Origin of the sequence: Candidatus Stoquefichus massiliensis AP9 (assembly GCF_000455285.1) — a bacterium.
GTDB classification, from domain to species: Bacteria; Bacillota_I; Bacilli_A; order Erysipelotrichales; family Coprobacillaceae; genus Stoquefichus; species Stoquefichus massiliensis.
In genome coordinates, this window is sequence record NZ_HG005284.1 from 214731 (window position 1) to 231903 (window position 17173).

General features: G+C 32.4%; 20 protein-coding genes and 1 tRNA gene. 7 read left to right on the forward strand and 14 right to left on the reverse strand.

The window, feature by feature from the left end:
• The first annotated feature begins 23 nt into the window (after nucleotides 1-23).
• A complete protein-coding gene (locus tag BN350_RS01125) occupies nucleotides 24-497 on the forward strand; it encodes an LURP-one-related/scramblase family protein (RefSeq protein ID WP_028041955.1) in 474 nt (157 codons plus the stop codon).
• A 30-nt stretch (nucleotides 498-527) separates the two neighbouring features.
• Here the strand turns inward: BN350_RS01125 and BN350_RS01130 are convergent, their stop codons facing one another.
• The 4 genes from BN350_RS01130 to BN350_RS01145 form a co-directional block, all read right to left on the reverse strand.
• Nucleotides 528-1265: an AAA family ATPase gene (locus BN350_RS01130; protein ID WP_028041956.1), complete on the reverse strand. Its 738-nt coding sequence runs from the start codon at nucleotides 1263-1265 to the stop codon at nucleotides 528-530.
• A gap of 46 nt (nucleotides 1266-1311) precedes the next feature.
• Entirely contained in the window at nucleotides 1312-2226 is a 915-nt protein-coding gene (locus tag BN350_RS01135) for a DHH family phosphoesterase (RefSeq protein ID WP_028041957.1), read from the reverse strand.
• A gap of 88 nt (nucleotides 2227-2314) precedes the next feature.
• Nucleotides 2315-2794, reverse strand: a complete 480-nt coding sequence (gene rlmH / locus BN350_RS01140) for a 23S rRNA (pseudouridine(1915)-N(3))-methyltransferase RlmH (protein ID WP_028041958.1) — start codon at nucleotides 2792-2794, stop codon at nucleotides 2315-2317.
• A complete protein-coding gene (locus tag BN350_RS01145) occupies nucleotides 2784-3530 on the reverse strand; it encodes an MBL fold metallo-hydrolase (RefSeq protein WP_028041959.1) in 747 nt (248 codons plus the stop codon). The genes rlmH and BN350_RS01145 overlap by 11 nt, the downstream gene beginning before the upstream one ends.
• A gap of 243 nt (nucleotides 3531-3773) precedes the next feature.
• Here BN350_RS01145 and BN350_RS01150 point away from each other — a divergent pair, with 243 nt between their 5' ends.
• From BN350_RS01150 to BN350_RS01170, 5 genes are all read left to right on the forward strand, one after another.
• On the forward strand, nucleotides 3774-4358 hold the full coding sequence (locus BN350_RS01150) for a cytidylate kinase-like family protein (protein ID WP_028041960.1): 585 nt from the start codon (nucleotides 3774-3776) through the stop codon (nucleotides 4356-4358).
• A complete protein-coding gene (locus tag BN350_RS01155; RefSeq protein WP_231385211.1) occupies nucleotides 4358-5698 on the forward strand; it encodes an MATE family efflux transporter in 1341 nt (446 codons plus the stop codon). Before BN350_RS01150 ends, BN350_RS01155 begins: the two co-directional genes overlap by 1 nt.
• Before the next feature lie 92 nt (nucleotides 5699-5790).
• Nucleotides 5791-6636 (forward strand): helix-turn-helix transcriptional regulator, encoded by an 846-nt coding sequence (locus BN350_RS01160; protein ID WP_028041962.1) that lies wholly within the window; start codon nucleotides 5791-5793, stop codon nucleotides 6634-6636.
• The gene (locus BN350_RS01165; RefSeq protein ID WP_028041963.1) at nucleotides 6626-7537 is read left to right on the forward strand and encodes a DMT family transporter; all 912 of its coding nucleotides are present in this window, start codon (nucleotides 6626-6628) and stop codon (nucleotides 7535-7537) included. Before BN350_RS01160 ends, BN350_RS01165 begins: the two co-directional genes overlap by 11 nt.
• A complete protein-coding gene (locus tag BN350_RS01170; protein WP_028041964.1) occupies nucleotides 7521-7943 on the forward strand; it encodes a DUF2000 domain-containing protein in 423 nt (140 codons plus the stop codon). The genes BN350_RS01165 and BN350_RS01170 overlap by 17 nt, the downstream gene beginning before the upstream one ends.
• 25 nt (nucleotides 7944-7968) lie before the next feature.
• On the opposite strand, the gene BN350_RS01175 is transcribed toward BN350_RS01170, so the two are convergent.
• The 8 genes from BN350_RS01175 to BN350_RS01210 all read right to left on the reverse strand — a co-directional run bounded on the left by BN350_RS01175 (nucleotide 7969) and on the right by BN350_RS01210 (nucleotide 16030).
• Complete coding sequence (locus BN350_RS01175) at nucleotides 7969-8352, reverse strand: DUF956 family protein (protein ID WP_028041965.1); 384 nt, start codon at nucleotides 8350-8352, stop codon at nucleotides 7969-7971.
• A 61-nt stretch (nucleotides 8353-8413) separates the two neighbouring features.
• Complete coding sequence (locus BN350_RS01180) at nucleotides 8414-9331, reverse strand: PTS system mannose/fructose/sorbose family transporter subunit IID (protein WP_028041966.1); 918 nt, start codon at nucleotides 9329-9331, stop codon at nucleotides 8414-8416.
• Nucleotides 9332-9352: 21 nt separating this feature from the next.
• Nucleotides 9353-10168 carry a PTS mannose/fructose/sorbose transporter subunit IIC gene (locus BN350_RS01185; protein WP_028041967.1) on the reverse strand — a complete coding sequence of 272 codons (816 nt, stop codon included), beginning with the start codon at nucleotides 10166-10168 and terminating at the stop codon, nucleotides 9353-9355.
• Nucleotides 10169-10183: 15 nt separating this feature from the next.
• Nucleotides 10184-11173 (reverse strand): mannose/fructose/sorbose PTS transporter subunit IIA, encoded by a 990-nt coding sequence (locus BN350_RS01190; protein ID WP_028041968.1) that lies wholly within the window; start codon nucleotides 11171-11173, stop codon nucleotides 10184-10186.
• A 190-nt stretch (nucleotides 11174-11363) separates the two neighbouring features.
• A complete protein-coding gene (locus tag BN350_RS01195) occupies nucleotides 11364-12209 on the reverse strand; it encodes a PRD domain-containing protein (protein ID WP_028041969.1) in 846 nt (281 codons plus the stop codon).
• 16 nt (nucleotides 12210-12225) lie between these two features.
• Complete coding sequence (locus BN350_RS01200) at nucleotides 12226-14328, reverse strand: PTS sugar transporter subunit IIABC (RefSeq protein ID WP_081652811.1); 2103 nt, start codon at nucleotides 14326-14328, stop codon at nucleotides 12226-12228.
• A 129-nt stretch (nucleotides 14329-14457) separates the two neighbouring features.
• Entirely contained in the window at nucleotides 14458-14661 is a 204-nt protein-coding gene (rpmE, locus tag BN350_RS01205; protein ID WP_028041971.1) for a 50S ribosomal protein L31, read from the reverse strand.
• Between the two features lie 103 nt (nucleotides 14662-14764).
• On the reverse strand, nucleotides 14765-16030 hold the full coding sequence (locus BN350_RS01210) for a UDP-N-acetylglucosamine 1-carboxyvinyltransferase (protein ID WP_028041972.1): 1266 nt from the start codon (nucleotides 16028-16030) through the stop codon (nucleotides 14765-14767).
• 320 nt (nucleotides 16031-16350) lie between these two features.
• Here BN350_RS01210 and BN350_RS01215 point away from each other — a divergent pair.
• A tRNA-Glu gene (locus BN350_RS01215) sits at nucleotides 16351-16426 on the forward strand.
• A 31-nt stretch (nucleotides 16427-16457) separates the two neighbouring features.
• Here BN350_RS01215 and BN350_RS18125 read toward each other — a convergent pair.
• On the reverse strand, nucleotides 16458-16898 hold the full coding sequence (locus tag BN350_RS18125; RefSeq protein WP_261797069.1) for a transposase: 441 nt from the start codon (nucleotides 16896-16898) through the stop codon (nucleotides 16458-16460).
• A gap of 1 nt (nucleotide 16899) precedes the next feature.
• A partial coding sequence (locus BN350_RS21580; RefSeq protein ID WP_261797070.1) for a transposase occupies nucleotides 16900-17173 on the reverse strand: 274 nt, incomplete at its 5' end.

Sequence of the window (17173 nt, forward strand, 5' to 3'; positions counted from 1 at the left end):
TGTTATTCTATAGGAGAACATTTATGAAATTATTATTTAAACAAAGACTATTTTCTTGGTTTGATAGCTATGATATTTATGATGAAAACAATCAAACTCTCTTTACAGTTAAAGGTCAACTTAGTTGGGGACATTGTCTTCAAATATATAATCAAAACAATGAACATATAGGAACAATCAAAGAAGAAATATTCACTTTCCTACCCAAATTCAATATGTATCTTGGTAATGAATATATTGGTAGAATATATAAAGAATTTTCTTTATTTAAACCGGCCTTTCATTTAGACTGTCTTGATTGGCAAGTTCGAGGAAACTGGCTGGAATGGGACTATCAGATTATCAATTCTAAAGGCATAGTAATAGCAATAATCTCTAAAGAAATCTTTCATTTGACTGACACATATGTCATTGATATTATTGAATCACAAAATACCCTCTATGTCTTAATGATTGTTTTAGCCATTGATGCAGAGAAATGTTCAAGAAATAATTAACAGGTGCAAAAACACCTGTTTTTTTAATAATTACTTTTTTTCATTAAATAAATGATACTGCATACCCTCGGGATTATCTAAAACTAATTTATATAACTGATAAATATCTGTTTCTTTAAATGCTGTTTTTTCAAAATCATGATTTAAATCATAAATCATGGCATCTTTATATGATAATAAAATAGGAGAGTGTGTACTCACAATAAATTGTGATCCTGCTTTCACAAGATCATCAATCAAAACAAGCAAAGACAATTGTCGTGAAGGAGATAAAGCAGCCTCAGGTTCATCTAAAATATAGAGACCATTACCAGAAAAACGATTCATCATTAATTGCATAAATGATTCTCCATGAGAGCATTGATGTAAGCTCTTACCACCATATGCATTATACATTCTTGAATCCTCTCTCCCTATTTCATCAATTTCACTTGCCACATTGTAAAAACTTTCTGCTCGCAAGAAAAACTTTGTTTGTGGTCTTCTTACTCCCTTTGATATTCTCATATATTGATAAAGATCAGAATGAGTATTCATTGTCTGAAATTGAAAGTTTTCTGTTCCACCTTCTGCATTCATTCCCAAGGCCACTGCAAGGGCTTCGATAAAAGTACTCTTCCCTACCCCATTTTCTCCAATCAAGAAAGAAACAGGCCTTTCAAAACATAATGGATCAAAATTTTGTATAATAGGAATTGAAAAAGGATATTCTGTACTGTTATGTAAATCTTTTATAACACTCACTTGTTTTATAAATAAATCATCCACCTATCTTCCCTCCACAAGAAAAGTACAGCAAACTGTACTTTTCAAACTACTTATAATTGACAATTTCATCAAGTAACATAGGAACTTTTTCTACCATCTCATCATCCTTAAATTGGCATGTTCCAACAGCCTTATGACCACCGCCACCATATTTAAGCATTAAACTTCCTACATCAACACGAGATGTTCTATTTAATATACTATATCCTACAGCTACTGAACATCCCTTACCACCTTTACCATTAACAATCCAGGCAGAAATGTTTTGTTCTGGATACATGCTATAAATTAAAAAGCGATTTCCTGTATAAATTGGATCAACACCTCTTAAATCAGTAATAATAACATCCTTTTTCGTATGTGTATATTTTTTAATCATTTCTTTAAATTTCTCAGTTTGTTCTAAATAAACATCTATTCTTTCCTGAACATCAGGTAAATTTAAGATTTCTTCAGTATTCATAGTTCGACATGCATCAATAAGTTTTTCCATTAACTGATAATTAGAAATTGTAAAATTTCGCCATCTTCCTAATCCAGTTCTAGGATCCATTAAAAAACCAATCAAAATCCATCCCGTAGGATTTTGTATCTCATCAATCGTTAAATGTCCTGAATCAACTTTATCAACAGCTTCCATCATTTCATCAAAATGTGCAAAACGATCATGACCACCATAATAATCATAAATAATTCTTGCACAAGATGGAGTCAGACGACTTTCACCTTTATATTTTCCAGCTAATTCATTTCTTTCAAATTCACTAGAGTGGTGATCAAACCACAATCCACACCCCTCTACATAAGGAACATTCGCCAAACAATCATCTTCTGTAATCTCAATTAATCCATCTTGCAAATCTTTTGGATGTGCAAACTTCCAATGATCAATCACTCCTGCTTCTTTCAATAATGCACCACATACCAAACCATCAAAATCTGAACGTGTCACCAATCTCATAATAATATTCAGCTCCTTATTCTTAATATCTCTTGGACTATTCTTTCTTATTATATCACACTCTTAAAATAAACGATTAACTTTTAGGTTATTTATGATATGTTTCATTTTTCATAATTTTAAATGCTCGATAAATCTGTTCTACGAGAATTAATCGCATTAACTGATGAGGAAATGTCATTGGTGAAAAACTCAAACGTACATTTGCACGTGATAAGACTTCTTCACCATGTCCTAAAGATCCTCCAATCACAAAATCAATCGTACTCTTACCATTAATCATACAATTTTCTATATGTTTTGAAAAAACTACAGAATCCATTTCCTTACCATTCACATCTAATAAGATCATATAATCATCCTGTTTGACTTTATCTAAAATCTTTCTACCTTCTTTCGCTTTAATCATTGTTTCCTCAGCTAAAGATGCTTTATCAGGAATACGTTCATCAGCAACCTCAATCATCTCAATATCTGCATATCCTGATATTCTCTTTGTATATTCCTTGATTCCATCTACCAAATATTTTTCTTTCAACTTACCTACTGTAATAATCTTAATCTTCATATCTTCCTCCTGATACAACATCAACTTGACTAGCAACTTTAATATGATCAAATTTTATATTTTGTTCTTCAAAAATACGATAATATGTTTCCAAAGCCTTTTCTTTTGTATTGGCTTCCTGAGATAGATGTGCCAATACAATTTCTTTTGTTTTTTCTCCTATTATCTCACTCATAAGACGTGCACTATACTCATTATTAAGATGACCAACATCATTTAATATCCTATTTTTTAAAAACAATGGTCTCTTGGTTGCCATTAGCATCTCAATATCGTGATTACTTTCAATAATATAATAGTTTAAATTCCGCATATATTTTCGATTCTTTTGAGAAACATATCCTGTATCTGTCATATAAAGCAAAGTTTCCTGAGTAGAAATCACAAAACCTATTGGATCACTTGCATCATGTGATGTTTTTAATGTTAAAACATCAAAAACTCCAAATTGACGATGATCATAAGGAATAAGAGTATGATATTCATCTAAATTATCTATATTCTTTTTCGCTGTATACAATTTATCCTTTCCGAAGATATGAATATTTTTATTATGATCATAATGATCATGTGTTAAAAAAACATAAGTAATGTCCGCTTCACTAAAACCAAGATTCTGAAGCTTAAATAATAATTGTTTACGTGTAATACCACAATCTATAAGAATACCACATCCATCTTCATAGACGAATGTTGCATTACCCTTTGAGCCACTTGCTAAAACATGAAATTCCATAATTCTCTCCTTTATGACATCATTATACAAATTTATCTTCCTAAAAACAATGATTATAATTTGAGAAATACGTGTCCTCATCATTATATACATAAAGAAAAGAGTTTATATGCTAACATTGTTTTGGTTTTAATTATTATCATAATTTCCTATATAACAAATTGATAATATTTTTTATATATTGAAAATAATGTCATCATTTTTTGATTTGTGTTAGAATAGAATTATAAAGGGGGAATATTTATGCCTAAAATTATTACTATCGCAAGAGAATATGGCTCTGGTGGGCGTCTCATCGCTCAAAAGGTGGCTGAGAAACTTGGCATTGTTTATTATGATAATGAAGTGATTGATCTTGCTGCAAAGGAACTCGGAATAGATGTTGACACTATACGAAAGGCATCCGAAGAAAAAACTTCTAGTTTTATGTATACTATGTCATCTTCTGCATTTACACTTCCTTTAAATGATCAGGTATTTGCAATGCAATCTAAAATCATTCGTCATCTAGCTATGCATGATTCATGTATCATTGTCAATGGCTGTGCCGATTATATCTTGGAAGATTACGATGATGTTTTGACTGTTTTTGTTCATGCACCATTTGAATCAAGAGTAAGACGTGTTAAAGAAGATTATCAGGAAGAGCATGATGATTATAAAAAATTTGTCATGAAAAAAGATAAAGGAAGAAGTAATTATTACAATTATTATACAACCAAAAAATGGGGTCAATTAAAAAATTTTGATTTAACAATCAATAGTGATTTAGGACTTGATGAAGTTGCTGATATCATCGTCAAGTTATACCTTCAAGGAGAGAAGTAGTGGAAGAAAATAAAATGGGCGTTATGCCCGTCAATAAACTTCTTATTTCCATGTCCTTGCCAATGATTATCTCAATGTTAGTACAAGCCATGTACAATATTGTTGATAGTGTCTTTGTTGCTCAAATCAGTGAAAATGCATTAACAGCTGTTTCACTTGCTTTCCCACTGCAAAACTTAATGATTGCTTTTGCAGGTGGAACAGCTGTTGGTGTTAATGCCTTGTTATCACGTAGTTTAGGTGAGAAAAATCAGCACCATGTGAATCAAACAGCCATGAATTCAATTTTTATTTTTATTGTAACAGCTGTTGTCTTTGCAATTGGTGGTTTGACTTTATCTCATCTCTTCTTTAGTGTTCAAACAAATAATGCTGAAATTGTTAATGCTGGAACGCAATATGCAATGATTGTTGTAGGCTGTTCTGCAGGTCTATTCTGTCAGTTCTTATTTGAAAGACTTCTACAGGCAACTGGACGTACATTATTCACAATGGTAACCCAAGGACTTGGAGCTATTATCAATATTATATTAGACCCTATTTTTATTTTTGGTTTGTTTGGGATGCCCAAATTGGGTGTCGCTGGTGCTGCAATAGCAACTGTAACTGGACAGATTATTGCATGCTTACTCGCACTGTTTTTTAATTTACGTTTTAATCATGATATTCAATTTCAAATCAAAGCATTTAGACCAAACTTACAAGTCATTCAACAGATCTATTCTGTGGGTATTCCATCTATTATTATGCAATCTATCGGAAGTGTCATGACTTTTGGTATGAATACAATCTTAATTACTTTTTCTACAACTGCAACAGCTGTTTTTGGTGTATACTTTAAATTACAGAGTTTTGTATTCATGCCAGTCTTTGGTTTAAATAATGGTATGATTCCAATTATTGCTTATAACTTAGGAGCAAAACAAAAGTCAAGAATGTTTGATACAATTAAACTTGCTATGATTTATGCAACAGGAATGATGATTGTCGGAGTGATTATCTTTGAATCCATTCCACAAATATTATTAGGTTTCTTCAATGCTTCAGAAGCAATGATAAACATTGGAACACCCGCTTTAAGAATTATTGCAATTCATTTTATTTTTGCAGGGTATTCTATTGTTTGTAGTGCAGTATTTCAAGCGGTTGGTAAAGGTACATATAGTTTATTAACATCATTAATTAGGCAATTGTTTGTTTTATTGCCTTGTGCATATCTCTTATCACTAACAGGAAATATCAATCTTATCTGGTTATGTTTCCCAATTGCTGAATTATCTTCTGCACTTACATCAACAATATTATTTAGTAAAATTAAAAAGCATTTAGAATTTCAGTAAACTCTCATGATGAGAGTTTTTCTTATAGTGTCATATCTTACAAGAAAATATTAAATGACTGTGTTAAAATACACAAAAAGGAGGAATAAGAAATGCCCCAAATTCAAGAACAGAGACATGTTTATTATGATCATGATCTTCAAATAGAAGCTTATAACTTAAGTGGAATTGTACAAAAATTCCCTAATCACTTCCATGAATATTATGTTATCGGATTTGTAGAAGGTGGAAAACGCCATCTCTGCTGTAAAGGACAAGAATATGATGTTGTGGCTGGTGACATGTTATTATTTAATCCCCATGATAATCATTTCTGTGGTCCTGTTGATGGTGAAATATTAGATTATCGTGCTATCAATATCAATCCAGAAATCATGAAAAATGCAGTGATAGAAATCACTGGACAGGACTATATGCCTTATTTTACTCAAAATGTTATTTACCAGAGTGAAATTGCTCCATCAATTGGGGATCTTTATGATGCTATCGTTTATCAAGCCCCTCAGTTAGAAAAAGAAGAAGCTTTATTCTTTCTTTTAGAACAAGTTCTTCAAGAATATGCGAAGCCTTTTGATATTGATCAGATGATGAAGCCAAATGAACTAATCAAAAAGGTCTGTCTATATATTAAACAACATTATTCTGAAAATATAACATTGGATGAATTAACACAAATAACTGATTACTCAAAATCCTATCTCCTTCGCTGTTTTACAAAACAAGTTGGATTATCACCTTATCGTTATCTTCAAACCATTCGTTTAGATAAAGCAAAAAAAGCCTTAGAAGAAGGTCATTCTCCTATTGATGTTGCTTATATGACCGGATTTACTGACCAAAGTCATTTCACTCATTTCTTTAAGGAGTTTATTGGATTAACCCCTAAACAATATCAAAAGATTTTTGTAAATCACAGTGAGGTATCAGATGAAAAATAAAATAACAAAAGGACATATAGCGGCATTCATAACAATTATGATATGGGGTACAACCTTTATTTCGACTAAGATACTTTTAGATGTCTTTACACCTATTGAAATCTTATTTATTCGTTTTTTACTTGGTTATATCATACTTTGGATTATTTATCCACGACGTTTATCATTTCAAAATTTTCATCAAGAAAAATATTTTATTCTCGCTGGATTATCAGGAATTACACTTTATTATCTGTTTGAAAACATTGCCTTAACATACACACTTGCATCTAATGTTGGTGTTATTATTTCTATAGCTCCTTTCTTCACTGTTATCTTTGCTTGTCTATTTTTAAAACAAAAACGCCCACAATTCCATTTTTTTATAGGCTTTATCATTGCAATGGTTGGTATTTCTCTCATGAGTTTTACACAGTCCAGCATCCAAATCAATCCATTAGGTGACATTCTTGCGATTGTTGCAGCTATTATTTGGGCTGGTTATTCAACACTTACAAAGAAGATATCACAATTTAATCTGAATACTATTCAAACAACAAGAAGAACCTTTTTCTATGGTTTAATCTTTATGATTCCTGTTTTATTAACTATGAATTTTCAAGTTAATCTTTCACAATTCAATAACCTTACAATTATAGCAAATCTAATTTTTCTTGGAGTAGGTGCTTCTGCACTTTGTTTTGTAACATGGAACACAGCAGTGAAAATATTAGGATCTGTCAAAACCAGTGTCTATATTTATATTGTTCCTGTCATAACTGCAATCACATCAACACTCATATTAAAAGAATCAATGACATGGATCACAATAACTGGTATTATTTTGACTCTTATTGGATTATTTCTATCAGAACAACATTATAAGAAGACGGAGGATTCTATTTATGAACTTACAGAATGACAAATGTGTAATGGTTTTTGATGAAACATTACCTTATGGTATCATTGCCAATGCAGCAGCAATTATGGGAATGACTTTAGGTAAATATAAGCCAGAATATGTTGGTTCTTCTGTATTTGATCAAACCCAAAATGAGCATCTTGGTATTATTGCCATTCCTATTCCTATATTAAAAACAAGTAGTGAAAATCTTAAAGAAATGAGAGAGGTTTTGTATACTCCTCAATTTCATGATTTAACAGTTGTTGATTTTTCTGATATTGCACAAAGTTGTAATATTTATGATGAGTATATCAAAAAAGCTTCTCAAACAATGGGAAGCGACTTTCATTATTTTGGTATTGCAATGTGTGGTCCTAAAAAACTTGTAAACAAATTAACTGGAAGTTTACCTTTATTAAAATAATATAGCGACAGTTTTTCAACTATCGCTATATTGTTTTTTTTCTTATCAATATATTTTTTAAGCCTCTTGTAATAACTTGAAAGAAACTTAAAGAACGTACTAATTTTTCAGATGCAATATACTGATTCATACTGCGTAAAGTTTGTTTATTATGTCTTGTAGAAAATGTAAAACGTCCGTTTTGTTTTGTTACGACTGCAAAACGGGGGATCCATTTTCCTTTAAACATAACAGAAGCCATAACATAATCAACTTCTTCCCAAGGAATTTGTATATAATCACCAAGATTCTTTTCATTATAGAATTCGAAGGCTTTATCTCCTATTATCACTTTACCATAACTTGCTATACCTAAATAAGATGTTGCATCGATAGTTAAATCAACTTTTGTATTTAATGACTGTACCATATATTCTCTCCAATCAATATGCTTGAAAAAGCCCAGATATTCCGAGCTTTTTCAATATTTTTTACATAATTCCAATCAAACGTGCCAAGACACCAACAACAAATAATGCAATAATAATGACAATTGGTGAAACTTTTTTCTTTAATAACCAGCAGCATAATAATGTTAATAATAAAGCTGCTAAACCTGGAATTAATTGATCTAAGTTTTGTTGTAAAGTTGTGACTTTTTCAACATTTAATCCATTTGCACCTAAACTTGCAAATTGTTCTAATGCTGATTTAATACCATCAGCACCAGCTTGAATCTTACTCCAATCAATAAATGCTCCATCAGATTGTACAACACGAGAAACAACAGGCGTAAATGAAATACTTACCCAACGTTGAACCAAAGCACCAATAATAAACATACCTAAAATAGATGCACCTTGTGTAATTTTACCTAATAAACCACCAGATAAATCTTGCGCAATAGATGTTCCTACTTTATATCCAAATTCTTGTGTATACCAAATAAATGCCATACGAATAATATTCCATGCAAAGAAGAACAATAAAGGTCCAACAATACTTCCACTTAAAGCAAGTGAAGCTCCTAATGCCCCTAAGATTGGTCTTAAAGTAAACCAGAAGACTGGATCTCCAACACCAGCCAAAGGACCCATCATACCAACTTTCACACCTTGAATAGCCTGATCATTAATATCTATACCATTCGCACGTTCTTCTTCTAATGCCAATGTAACACCCATAACTGGTGCAGATACATAAGGATGTGTATTATAGAATTCCAAATGTCTTTTTAAAGCAGCAATTCTATCATCTTTGTTTGGATATAACTTTTTGATTGCTGGAATAATTGAATAACACCAACCACCATTTTGCATACGTTCATAGTTCCAAGATCCTTGAAGGAACTGATGACGCCAAGCAACTGCTAAACGATCTTTTTTTGATAAAGCGATTTTTTCTGCCATTTTTTCTTTCCTCCTTCAAGATTAATAATCATTCAATATGTCGCCTAATGGATCTCCAGAACCACCAGAGCCACCACCATTATTTCCACTGTTTTCTTTTAAACCTAAGTAGATAAGTGCTAATGCAACACCGATAACTCCTAATGCGATTAATGTTAATTGTCCCAGTGCTGCCAAAACAAAACCAATAGCAAAGAAAGGCCATGTTTCTTTAGAAGACATCATATTAATAACCATTGCGTAACCGACTGCAGCGACCATTCCACCACCAACAGCCATACCACCTGATAACCAAGCTGGCATTTGATTTAAAGCGTCTGTGACAACAACTGCTGGAACGATACATAATGCTGCAGCTGGAATTGCAATTCTGACACCTTGTAAGATGATTGCTAAAATTTGCCACATTTCAATTCCACGGAAGTTTCCTTTTTCAGCAGCAACATCCATAAAATGAACCATTGGAATCGCAATTGTACGACAAATCATTGTTAAGAATAAACCTGCAACTGATAATGGGATAGCCACTGCAATTGAAGTTGTAATCGCAGTTTGAGAATTAACAGTTCCATCCTGTAATCCTAATACCATAATAATTGCTGAAGCAACTGAAGCCAATGCGGCATCTGGAGCCACTGCTGCTCCAACATTTGCCCATCCAAGAGCAATCATTTGTAAAGATCCACCTAAAATAATTCCTTCTGTTAAGTGTCCTGTTACCAAACCAATTAATGTACATGCCACTAATGGTTGATGAAACTGAAATTCATCAAGAACTCCTTCCATCCCCGCTAGTAAGGCAATGATAATAATTAAAATTATTGTAATGATAGACATTTCATTATCCTCCTTCTAAGAATTCTTTAATTCTGCTTTTGCTTTTTTAAGAAGATGATCCATATTTTCTTTTGAATCAGCTGGGACTTTACGTACATCGAAAGTCACACCCATTGCTTTTAACTTCTCTAAAGTTTCAACATCTTCTTTTCCCATGGCTACTGCTTTATTGACAACTACTTTTCCAAGGGAATGAGCCATTGAACCAATATTTAATTCCTTAATATCGACTCCACCTTCAATTGCACGTAATGCATCTTGAGGTGTTTCAAATAATAACATTGCTTTGGTATTTCCAAAACGTGGATCCTTTGCCACTTCAATCATTTTGGCAACAGGAACAACATTCGCTTTGACACCTGGTGGCGCTGCCTGTTCAATCATTTGTTTACGTAAATCATCATGCGCAACTGAATCTGATACAACAATAATACGATTTGGCTGTGTTGTCTTTGTCCAAGTTGTTGCCACTTGACCATGTAATAAACGTGTATCTACACGTGCCAAAACATACTTGATATGACCATCACCCAAAACAGTTCCTTCTGGAATAGCCCCTTGTGCGACAACTGGTTGAGCTGTCTCTTTTACTTCTTTTTGTGGTTCTAATGTTTCTGGTCGTGTTTTGACACCTTCTCTTGCAACTTCACAAATATGTGTTGCAATTTCATGCGCTGTTTGCTGACTCATACGTGCAGCATAAGCTTCAATCAGCATTGGTAAGTTTAAACCTGTTACAATTGCCCATTTCTCTTCATGACCATTGATGAGACCATTACATTGATTAAATGGTGTTCCACCCCATAAGTCTACCAAGAACAGAATTTCATCTTGATGATCAAATGTTGCAATTGCTGCTTCTATTTTTGCTTTGAGATCATCTGGACCTTCGCTTGGCTGTAAAGTGACTGCCTTGACATTTGGCTGTTCACCAAAAATCATTGTTCCTGACTGCAAGATTCCTTCAGCGAATTCTCCATGACTAGCAAGAATCATTCCTACCATTAATATTTTCCTCCCTTTCTTTTGATATTTAATAATGCAAAAAAAAGGCAGACAATCTATTTTAAAAGGAGCAAGATGATACAATATGAGTATCGTACTCTCTTTTAAAATAGTTATTGCCTGCCTAACAGTTACACACTATTAAATATTCTTTTTTCTAACACAATATTACCATTATTTGTAAGCGATGTCAAGCATTGTTTTCAGAATTCAAAGTCACTGATAATATCCTTTCCAAATGTAATGCCAAATAACCAATCTCTGTCTCTGGTAATTCTTTTTTCAAAACTTTTGATAAAGAGTCACACATACGACGGGCCTGCTCATAGGCAAAAGGGAATTTATCTTTTGTAAATTCACTAATATCCATCTGTAATTTTTCGTTTGTATTTAAACGTAAAATTAGGAACTTAATATGATTCATAAGTCTCACATATGAAATAGACTGAACATCAATAGTCATATTGAGATCATTTTGTAATTGCACAATTTCATCATGGATCACACGTGTTGCTTCCATTGATTCAGCCACTTGATTTGTAGAAATCGCCGAATGAATATGCAATGTAATAAAACCAACTTCATCTTCATTAATGAGTCGTTGTGTATATTTTTTAATCACGTCTTTTCCTTTTGATGCCACTCCATACTCATCAGGAAATAAGAGTCTAATATCATGAACAAATGGATTAGATGGCATAATATTTTTATCCATTCTTTTGATTGCATAATAGATATGATCAGCTAAGGGTAATAAGATATCATGATTAACTTTTTCAAACTTCTCTGTAGCAAGTTTAATAATTTCTGCTGCAATTTCTAAATAGACTGGTTCAATATCATTAATAATATCATAAACATTCTTTTTTGCCTGATAACTTTTTTGCATCAAGTATTTCTTTGCTTGAATAGGCATTTCAAATTGTTCCCCTGCTTTTTTGCCAAAACCAATTCCTTTATACATGATAATCACTTCTTCATGACCTTTATGAGCAAGAATTGTATTGTTGTTGAGTACCTTTATAACCTCATACATGAAATTCCCCCATTCATTAACTCTTTATTTTTAAGATTGTCTGTCCTCTTTTGATATCCCCATATATTTTTTCTAACGATGCATTGTCTTCCATTTTTGTAATGATTAAAAGAATATTTTCATCAGTTGCATTCTCTTTAATATATTCAAGATCAGCATTCCAGATAACATCACCTTTTTGAATCTTTTGATTTAATTTCACTAAAATTTCAAATCCAACACCATTTAAATTAACAGTATTTGTTCCAAAATGCAACAATAATTCAATACCATTCTCTAATTTTATACCAATTGCGTGCTTTGTTGGATAAATCATTGTCACTATTCCATCACATGGAGAAACAATCAAACCATTATATGGCTTAATCATTATACCGTCGCCCAATAGCTTATGAGAGAAAATCTGATCACTCGCATCTTCAATAGGTAAAACCTCTCCATCTACCACGTTTCCTAATTCTAATGTTGTTGCATGATACAATGTCACAACTTCCTGATAGTCATCATATTCTTCTGGAACAGTCTGTAAATACTCTTCTAGCTTTCCTTTGATATATGATGCTTTTGGCCCATAAATAATTTGAATTGTTCCACCACGTATCATAATCGCAGCAGCCCCAGCCTGTTTTAATAAACTTTCATTAATTAATGTAGGGTCATAGATCGTCGCTCTTAAACGTGTGATACAGCAATCTAAATCACTAAAATTATGACGACAACCTAAGCCTCTCACAATCATCTGTGATTGCTGATCTATAGTTGATTCATCAAATGTATAATCTAATTGTGTCTTTTTAAATATTGTCAATTTGTTATTTTCATCACGACCAGGTGTTTTTAAATCATACTTTTGAATCAAAACACGGAAACTAAAATAATACAAGAAAAAATATAAAACACCAAAGAGAACAACTAATATCCAATTGGTCTTATCATTTCCCTGTAAAACACCAAATACCATAAAATCGATAAAACTTGCAGAAAATGTAAAACCAATTGCAATTTGAAATATATGTGCCAGCATAAAGGCAGTTCCTGCCAAAAAGACATGAATTCCAAACAATAAAGGTGCAACAAAAATAAAAGTAAATTCAATCGGTTCTGTAATTCCAGTTAAAATACTTGTTAAGGCTGCTGAAAGAAAAAGACTACCAATCACTTTCTGTGATTCTTTTTTTGCTGTTTGATACATGGCAAGTGCAGCCCCTGGTAACCCAAACATCATAAAAATAAATTCTCCTGAAAAATAACGAGTCGCTTCGCTGCTAAAATGTTGAATTGTTGGATCAGATAATTGGGCAAAAAAGATATTCTGTGCACCATTAACCAAGACACCATTCACTTCCATCGCTCCACCTATGGCTGTTTGATAGAACGGCATATAGAAAACATGATGCAATCCAAAAGGCACTAATGCTCTTTTGATAATGCCATATATAAAAGTGCCAAAATAACCTGAATCAACAATCAATTGTCCTAAACCAAAAATACAATTTTGAATAAATGGCCAGATAAAAAACATCAAAATACCAACAAATAAATAAACAATAGTAGAAACAATTGGAATAAAACGTTCTCCTTCAAAGAAAGATAAAATATCAGGAAATTGCACTTTGTAGAAATGATTATGTAAAAAACTCACTCCTAATCCCACAATAATTCCACCAAAGACACCCATCTCAAGTGATAAAATACCACATACTGATGTAATTGTCCCATCTAATACATTTTCTGCAACAATCTTCTGATCTACAACCACTCCATTTAAGACCAATAAACCATTGATTGTTGTGTGCATAACAAAAAATGCAATAATAGCTGATAAAACTGCCACTTCTTTTGATTTCTTTGCCATTCCTAATGCAACTGAAGCAGCAAATATAATTGGTAAATTATCAAAAACAGTTTGACCAACAAGCGTTAAAAGGGTTAAAAACTGATTGAGAAATGTTCCTTTTTGCAAAATGGATTCTAAATGCAATGAAGTCATTGTTGCTTCATTTGTTAAAGAATTTCCTATCCCCAAAAACAATCCAGCAATCGGTAGAACTGCAATTGGTAACATAAAACTACGACCAATTCTTTGTAATACACTAAAAGTTCTTTTCTTTATATCCATGCTCATTCCCCTTCTCACCAAACAAATTTCCTTAAAAAGTCAGTCTTATTTTAAGGAAAGATTCAAAAAATGTCCACAAAAAAATTTAAAAAGCCAAAAGAAAAGAGCAGATAATCTGCTCCTGTTTTCTTATTTAAGTCCGTATTTTTTGTTGAATTTATCAACACGACCATCTGCACTTGCGAATCTTTGTTTTCCAGTATAGAATGGATGACAATTTGAACATGTATCAACACGAATTTCATTTAATACAGATCCTGATTCAAACTCTGCACCGCAAGAAGTACAAACGACTTTTACTTTTTTATAATCTGGATGAATTCCTTTTTTCATTTTCTCTTCTCCTTCCGCCTTGAAATATTTGCTACTTCAAAGTAAGTTGCTCAATTATAATAGCATTTCTTCTTCATAAATACAACACTTTTTTTATATTTATTTAATCATCAATTTCATATCTCGTAATATGTGCACCTAATGTAATTAATTTATGATCAATATTATCATATCCTCTATCTATATGATAAACATTTGTTATTTCAGTTTTACCTTCAGCAATTAATCCAGCAATAACCAAAGCTGCACCACATCTTAAATCAGTTGCTTTTACACGTGCTCCATGTAATGGCGTTTGCCCATTAATTGTACTTTGAGCTTCTCCTACTTCAATATTTGCACCCATCTTATTTAACTGTTCACAATGCTTAAAACGCTCTACATAAATCGTTTCTTTGACATGTGACTGTCCATTTGCTTGTGTTAACAAAGTTGTGAGTGGTTGCTGCAAATCTGTCGCAAAGCCAGGATATATTTGCGTTTTGATATCTACTGGTTTTAAATTTTCATCATGTCCATGAACAATAATATTTTCTCCAGCAACATCCATCTTAATACCCATTTCTTTTAATTTAGAAATGAGGGCTTCTAAATGCTGTGGAATAACATTTTGTACAACAACTCTTTCACCCGCTGCTGCTGCAATAATTAAAAATGTTCCAGCTTCAATACGATCAGGAATGATTTCATGAAATGTTCCATTTAAATAATCCACTCCCTCAATTGTAATTGTATCTGTCCCTACACCTCTAATTTTAGCACCCATTTTTGTTAATAAGTTTGCAACATCAATAATCTCCGGTTCCTTTGCTGCATTTTCAATAACAGTCTTTCCTTTTGCACGTACAGCAGCAAGCATAATATTAATTGTTGCCCCAACTGATGCAAAATCCAAATAAATTGATGTTCCAATCAACTCATCTGCTTCTAATAAATACGTATCCTCTACACAACTAATCTTTGCTCCTAAAGCCTCAAATCCTTTAAAATGTAAATCAATAGGACGTGGCCCTAAATAACATCCTCCAGGCATTTTAATTTTCACACGTTTATATTTACCCAATAATGCTCCCATAAAATAATAAGAAGCTCTCAATTTATTAACAGCATCACTCACAAGTGGAATATCTTCCATATGTGTAGGATCTATTCTAATACGTTCTCCATCTACATCTACTTCACATTTCAATTCTTTCAATAATATAGCTAACGCTTCTACATCTGAAATCTCTGGAACTCCTAATATTTCAACTGGTCCATCTGATAATACTGCCGCTGGTATTAAAGCAACAGTCGCATTTTTTGCACCACTAATTCTCACACTACCATTTAATTTATAGCCACCTTCAATCGCAATAACTTCTGACATTGATCTCTTTCCTTTCTCACTTATAATATATAAAAATGTATAAAAATTTATACACATTGTTCTCGCTCATCATGATTATACACGCCTCTTTATGAAATATCAAAAGAATTTAAAAAAACTTAACAATTCTATGATAACACCTATCTAAACCCAAAAAAAATAACATAAATATACAAATTTTAACACATTCTTATTATACCACCTTGTATTAGTCAGTACAACAATTTTAAAAGTTAATAAATATCTTTATCAATAAGTTTCATCCAAAAAATAATAAAAGACTCTTTACACAAATAAAAAGAGTGATATACTATTACTATGGTCCGTTGGTGAAGTGGTCAACACACTAGGTTCTCATCCTAGCATTCACGGGTTCGAACCCCGTACGGACTACCAATATAACAAAAAGCCTTATTTTATAAGGCTCTCAGATTGTTGACAAAGTGGTACTCCAAAACGAGTATCGCTTTTCTTTTTGTGTTTCAAAGCAGGAAATTATCATTTTCAACCAATTATGAATGGTATTTGATGAAGTTTTCCAACTCCACCTTGCCATTCTTTTTAGATTATGACATGCAAAAATCATCAGCGCCTGATGCTGATTTTTTTGTAGTCCTCTCAATCTTGTATATCTTAAATTATGATGCTCCTTACAATCTCCAAATACACGTTCAATACTCTCTTTACGCTTTGGATATAATTCTTTCCACTCAGGTGTATGCCGTATCTCATCCATGACTTCTTCTCGATATTCTTCCCATACATGGCGTGTAATCACTTTTTGATGTTTTTTCGATTGTGTGCATTTTTCTAAAAATGGGCATTCCTTACACTCTTTTGGATTTGATTTATATTCTTTATAACCCAATTTATTCGTATTTCTTAAAAAAACCTTTCTTCGTCATTGGTCTTTTGTATGGCGCATACATTTTCTGATTGTTTTCCAGAATCGTCTTACATATTGCTGGTGTGATGTACCCTGCATCTAAACATAGATTCTTGATTTGGTCTTTATACTTTTTATTTAATAAATGATATGCCGGAAAGAAAGATACACTATCATGTACATTTCCAGGCACACATAGACTTAATACCACAAATCCATTCTTATCACAGAATGTTTGGTGAGAATAGGCAAAACAC

Excerpts from the sequence above, each read along its gene's own strand:
- BN350_RS01125 (WP_028041955.1), top strand. The coding sequence starts at position 24 with ATGAAATTATTATTTAAACAAAGACTATTTTCTTGGTTTGATAGCTAT.
- BN350_RS01135 (WP_028041957.1), bottom strand. The coding sequence starts at position 2,226 with ATGAGATTGGTGACACGTTCAGATTTTGATGGTTTGGTATGTGGTGCA.
- rlmH (WP_028041958.1), bottom strand. The coding sequence starts at position 2,794 with ATGAAGATTAAGATTATTACAGTAGGTAAGTTGAAAGAAAAATATTTG.
- BN350_RS01145 (WP_028041959.1), bottom strand. The coding sequence starts at position 3,530 with ATGGAATTTCATGTTTTAGCAAGTGGCTCAAAGGGTAATGCAACATTC.
- BN350_RS01150 (WP_028041960.1), top strand. The coding sequence starts at position 3,774 with ATGCCTAAAATTATTACTATCGCAAGAGAATATGGCTCTGGTGGGCGT.
- BN350_RS01160 (WP_028041962.1), top strand. The coding sequence starts at position 5,791 with ATGCCCCAAATTCAAGAACAGAGACATGTTTATTATGATCATGATCTT.
- BN350_RS01165 (WP_028041963.1), top strand. The coding sequence starts at position 6,626 with ATGAAAAATAAAATAACAAAAGGACATATAGCGGCATTCATAACAATT.
- BN350_RS01170 (WP_028041964.1), top strand. The coding sequence starts at position 7,521 with ATGAACTTACAGAATGACAAATGTGTAATGGTTTTTGATGAAACATTA.
- BN350_RS01175 (WP_028041965.1), bottom strand. The coding sequence starts at position 8,352 with ATGGTACAGTCATTAAATACAAAAGTTGATTTAACTATCGATGCAACA.
- BN350_RS01180 (WP_028041966.1), bottom strand. The coding sequence starts at position 9,331 with ATGGCAGAAAAAATCGCTTTATCAAAAAAAGATCGTTTAGCAGTTGCT.
- BN350_RS01185 (WP_028041967.1), bottom strand. The coding sequence starts at position 10,168 with ATGTCTATCATTACAATAATTTTAATTATTATCATTGCCTTACTAGCG.
- BN350_RS01190 (WP_028041968.1), bottom strand. The coding sequence starts at position 11,173 with ATGGTAGGAATGATTCTTGCTAGTCATGGAGAATTCGCTGAAGGAATC.
- BN350_RS01195 (WP_028041969.1), bottom strand. The coding sequence starts at position 12,209 with ATGTATGAGGTTATAAAGGTACTCAACAACAATACAATTCTTGCTCAT.
- BN350_RS01200 (WP_081652811.1), bottom strand. The coding sequence starts at position 14,328 with ATGGATATAAAGAAAAGAACTTTTAGTGTATTACAAAGAATTGGTCGT.
- rpmE (WP_028041971.1), bottom strand. The coding sequence starts at position 14,661 with ATGAAAAAAGGAATTCATCCAGATTATAAAAAAGTAAAAGTCGTTTGT.
- BN350_RS01210 (WP_028041972.1), bottom strand. The coding sequence starts at position 16,030 with ATGTCAGAAGTTATTGCGATTGAAGGTGGCTATAAATTAAATGGTAGT.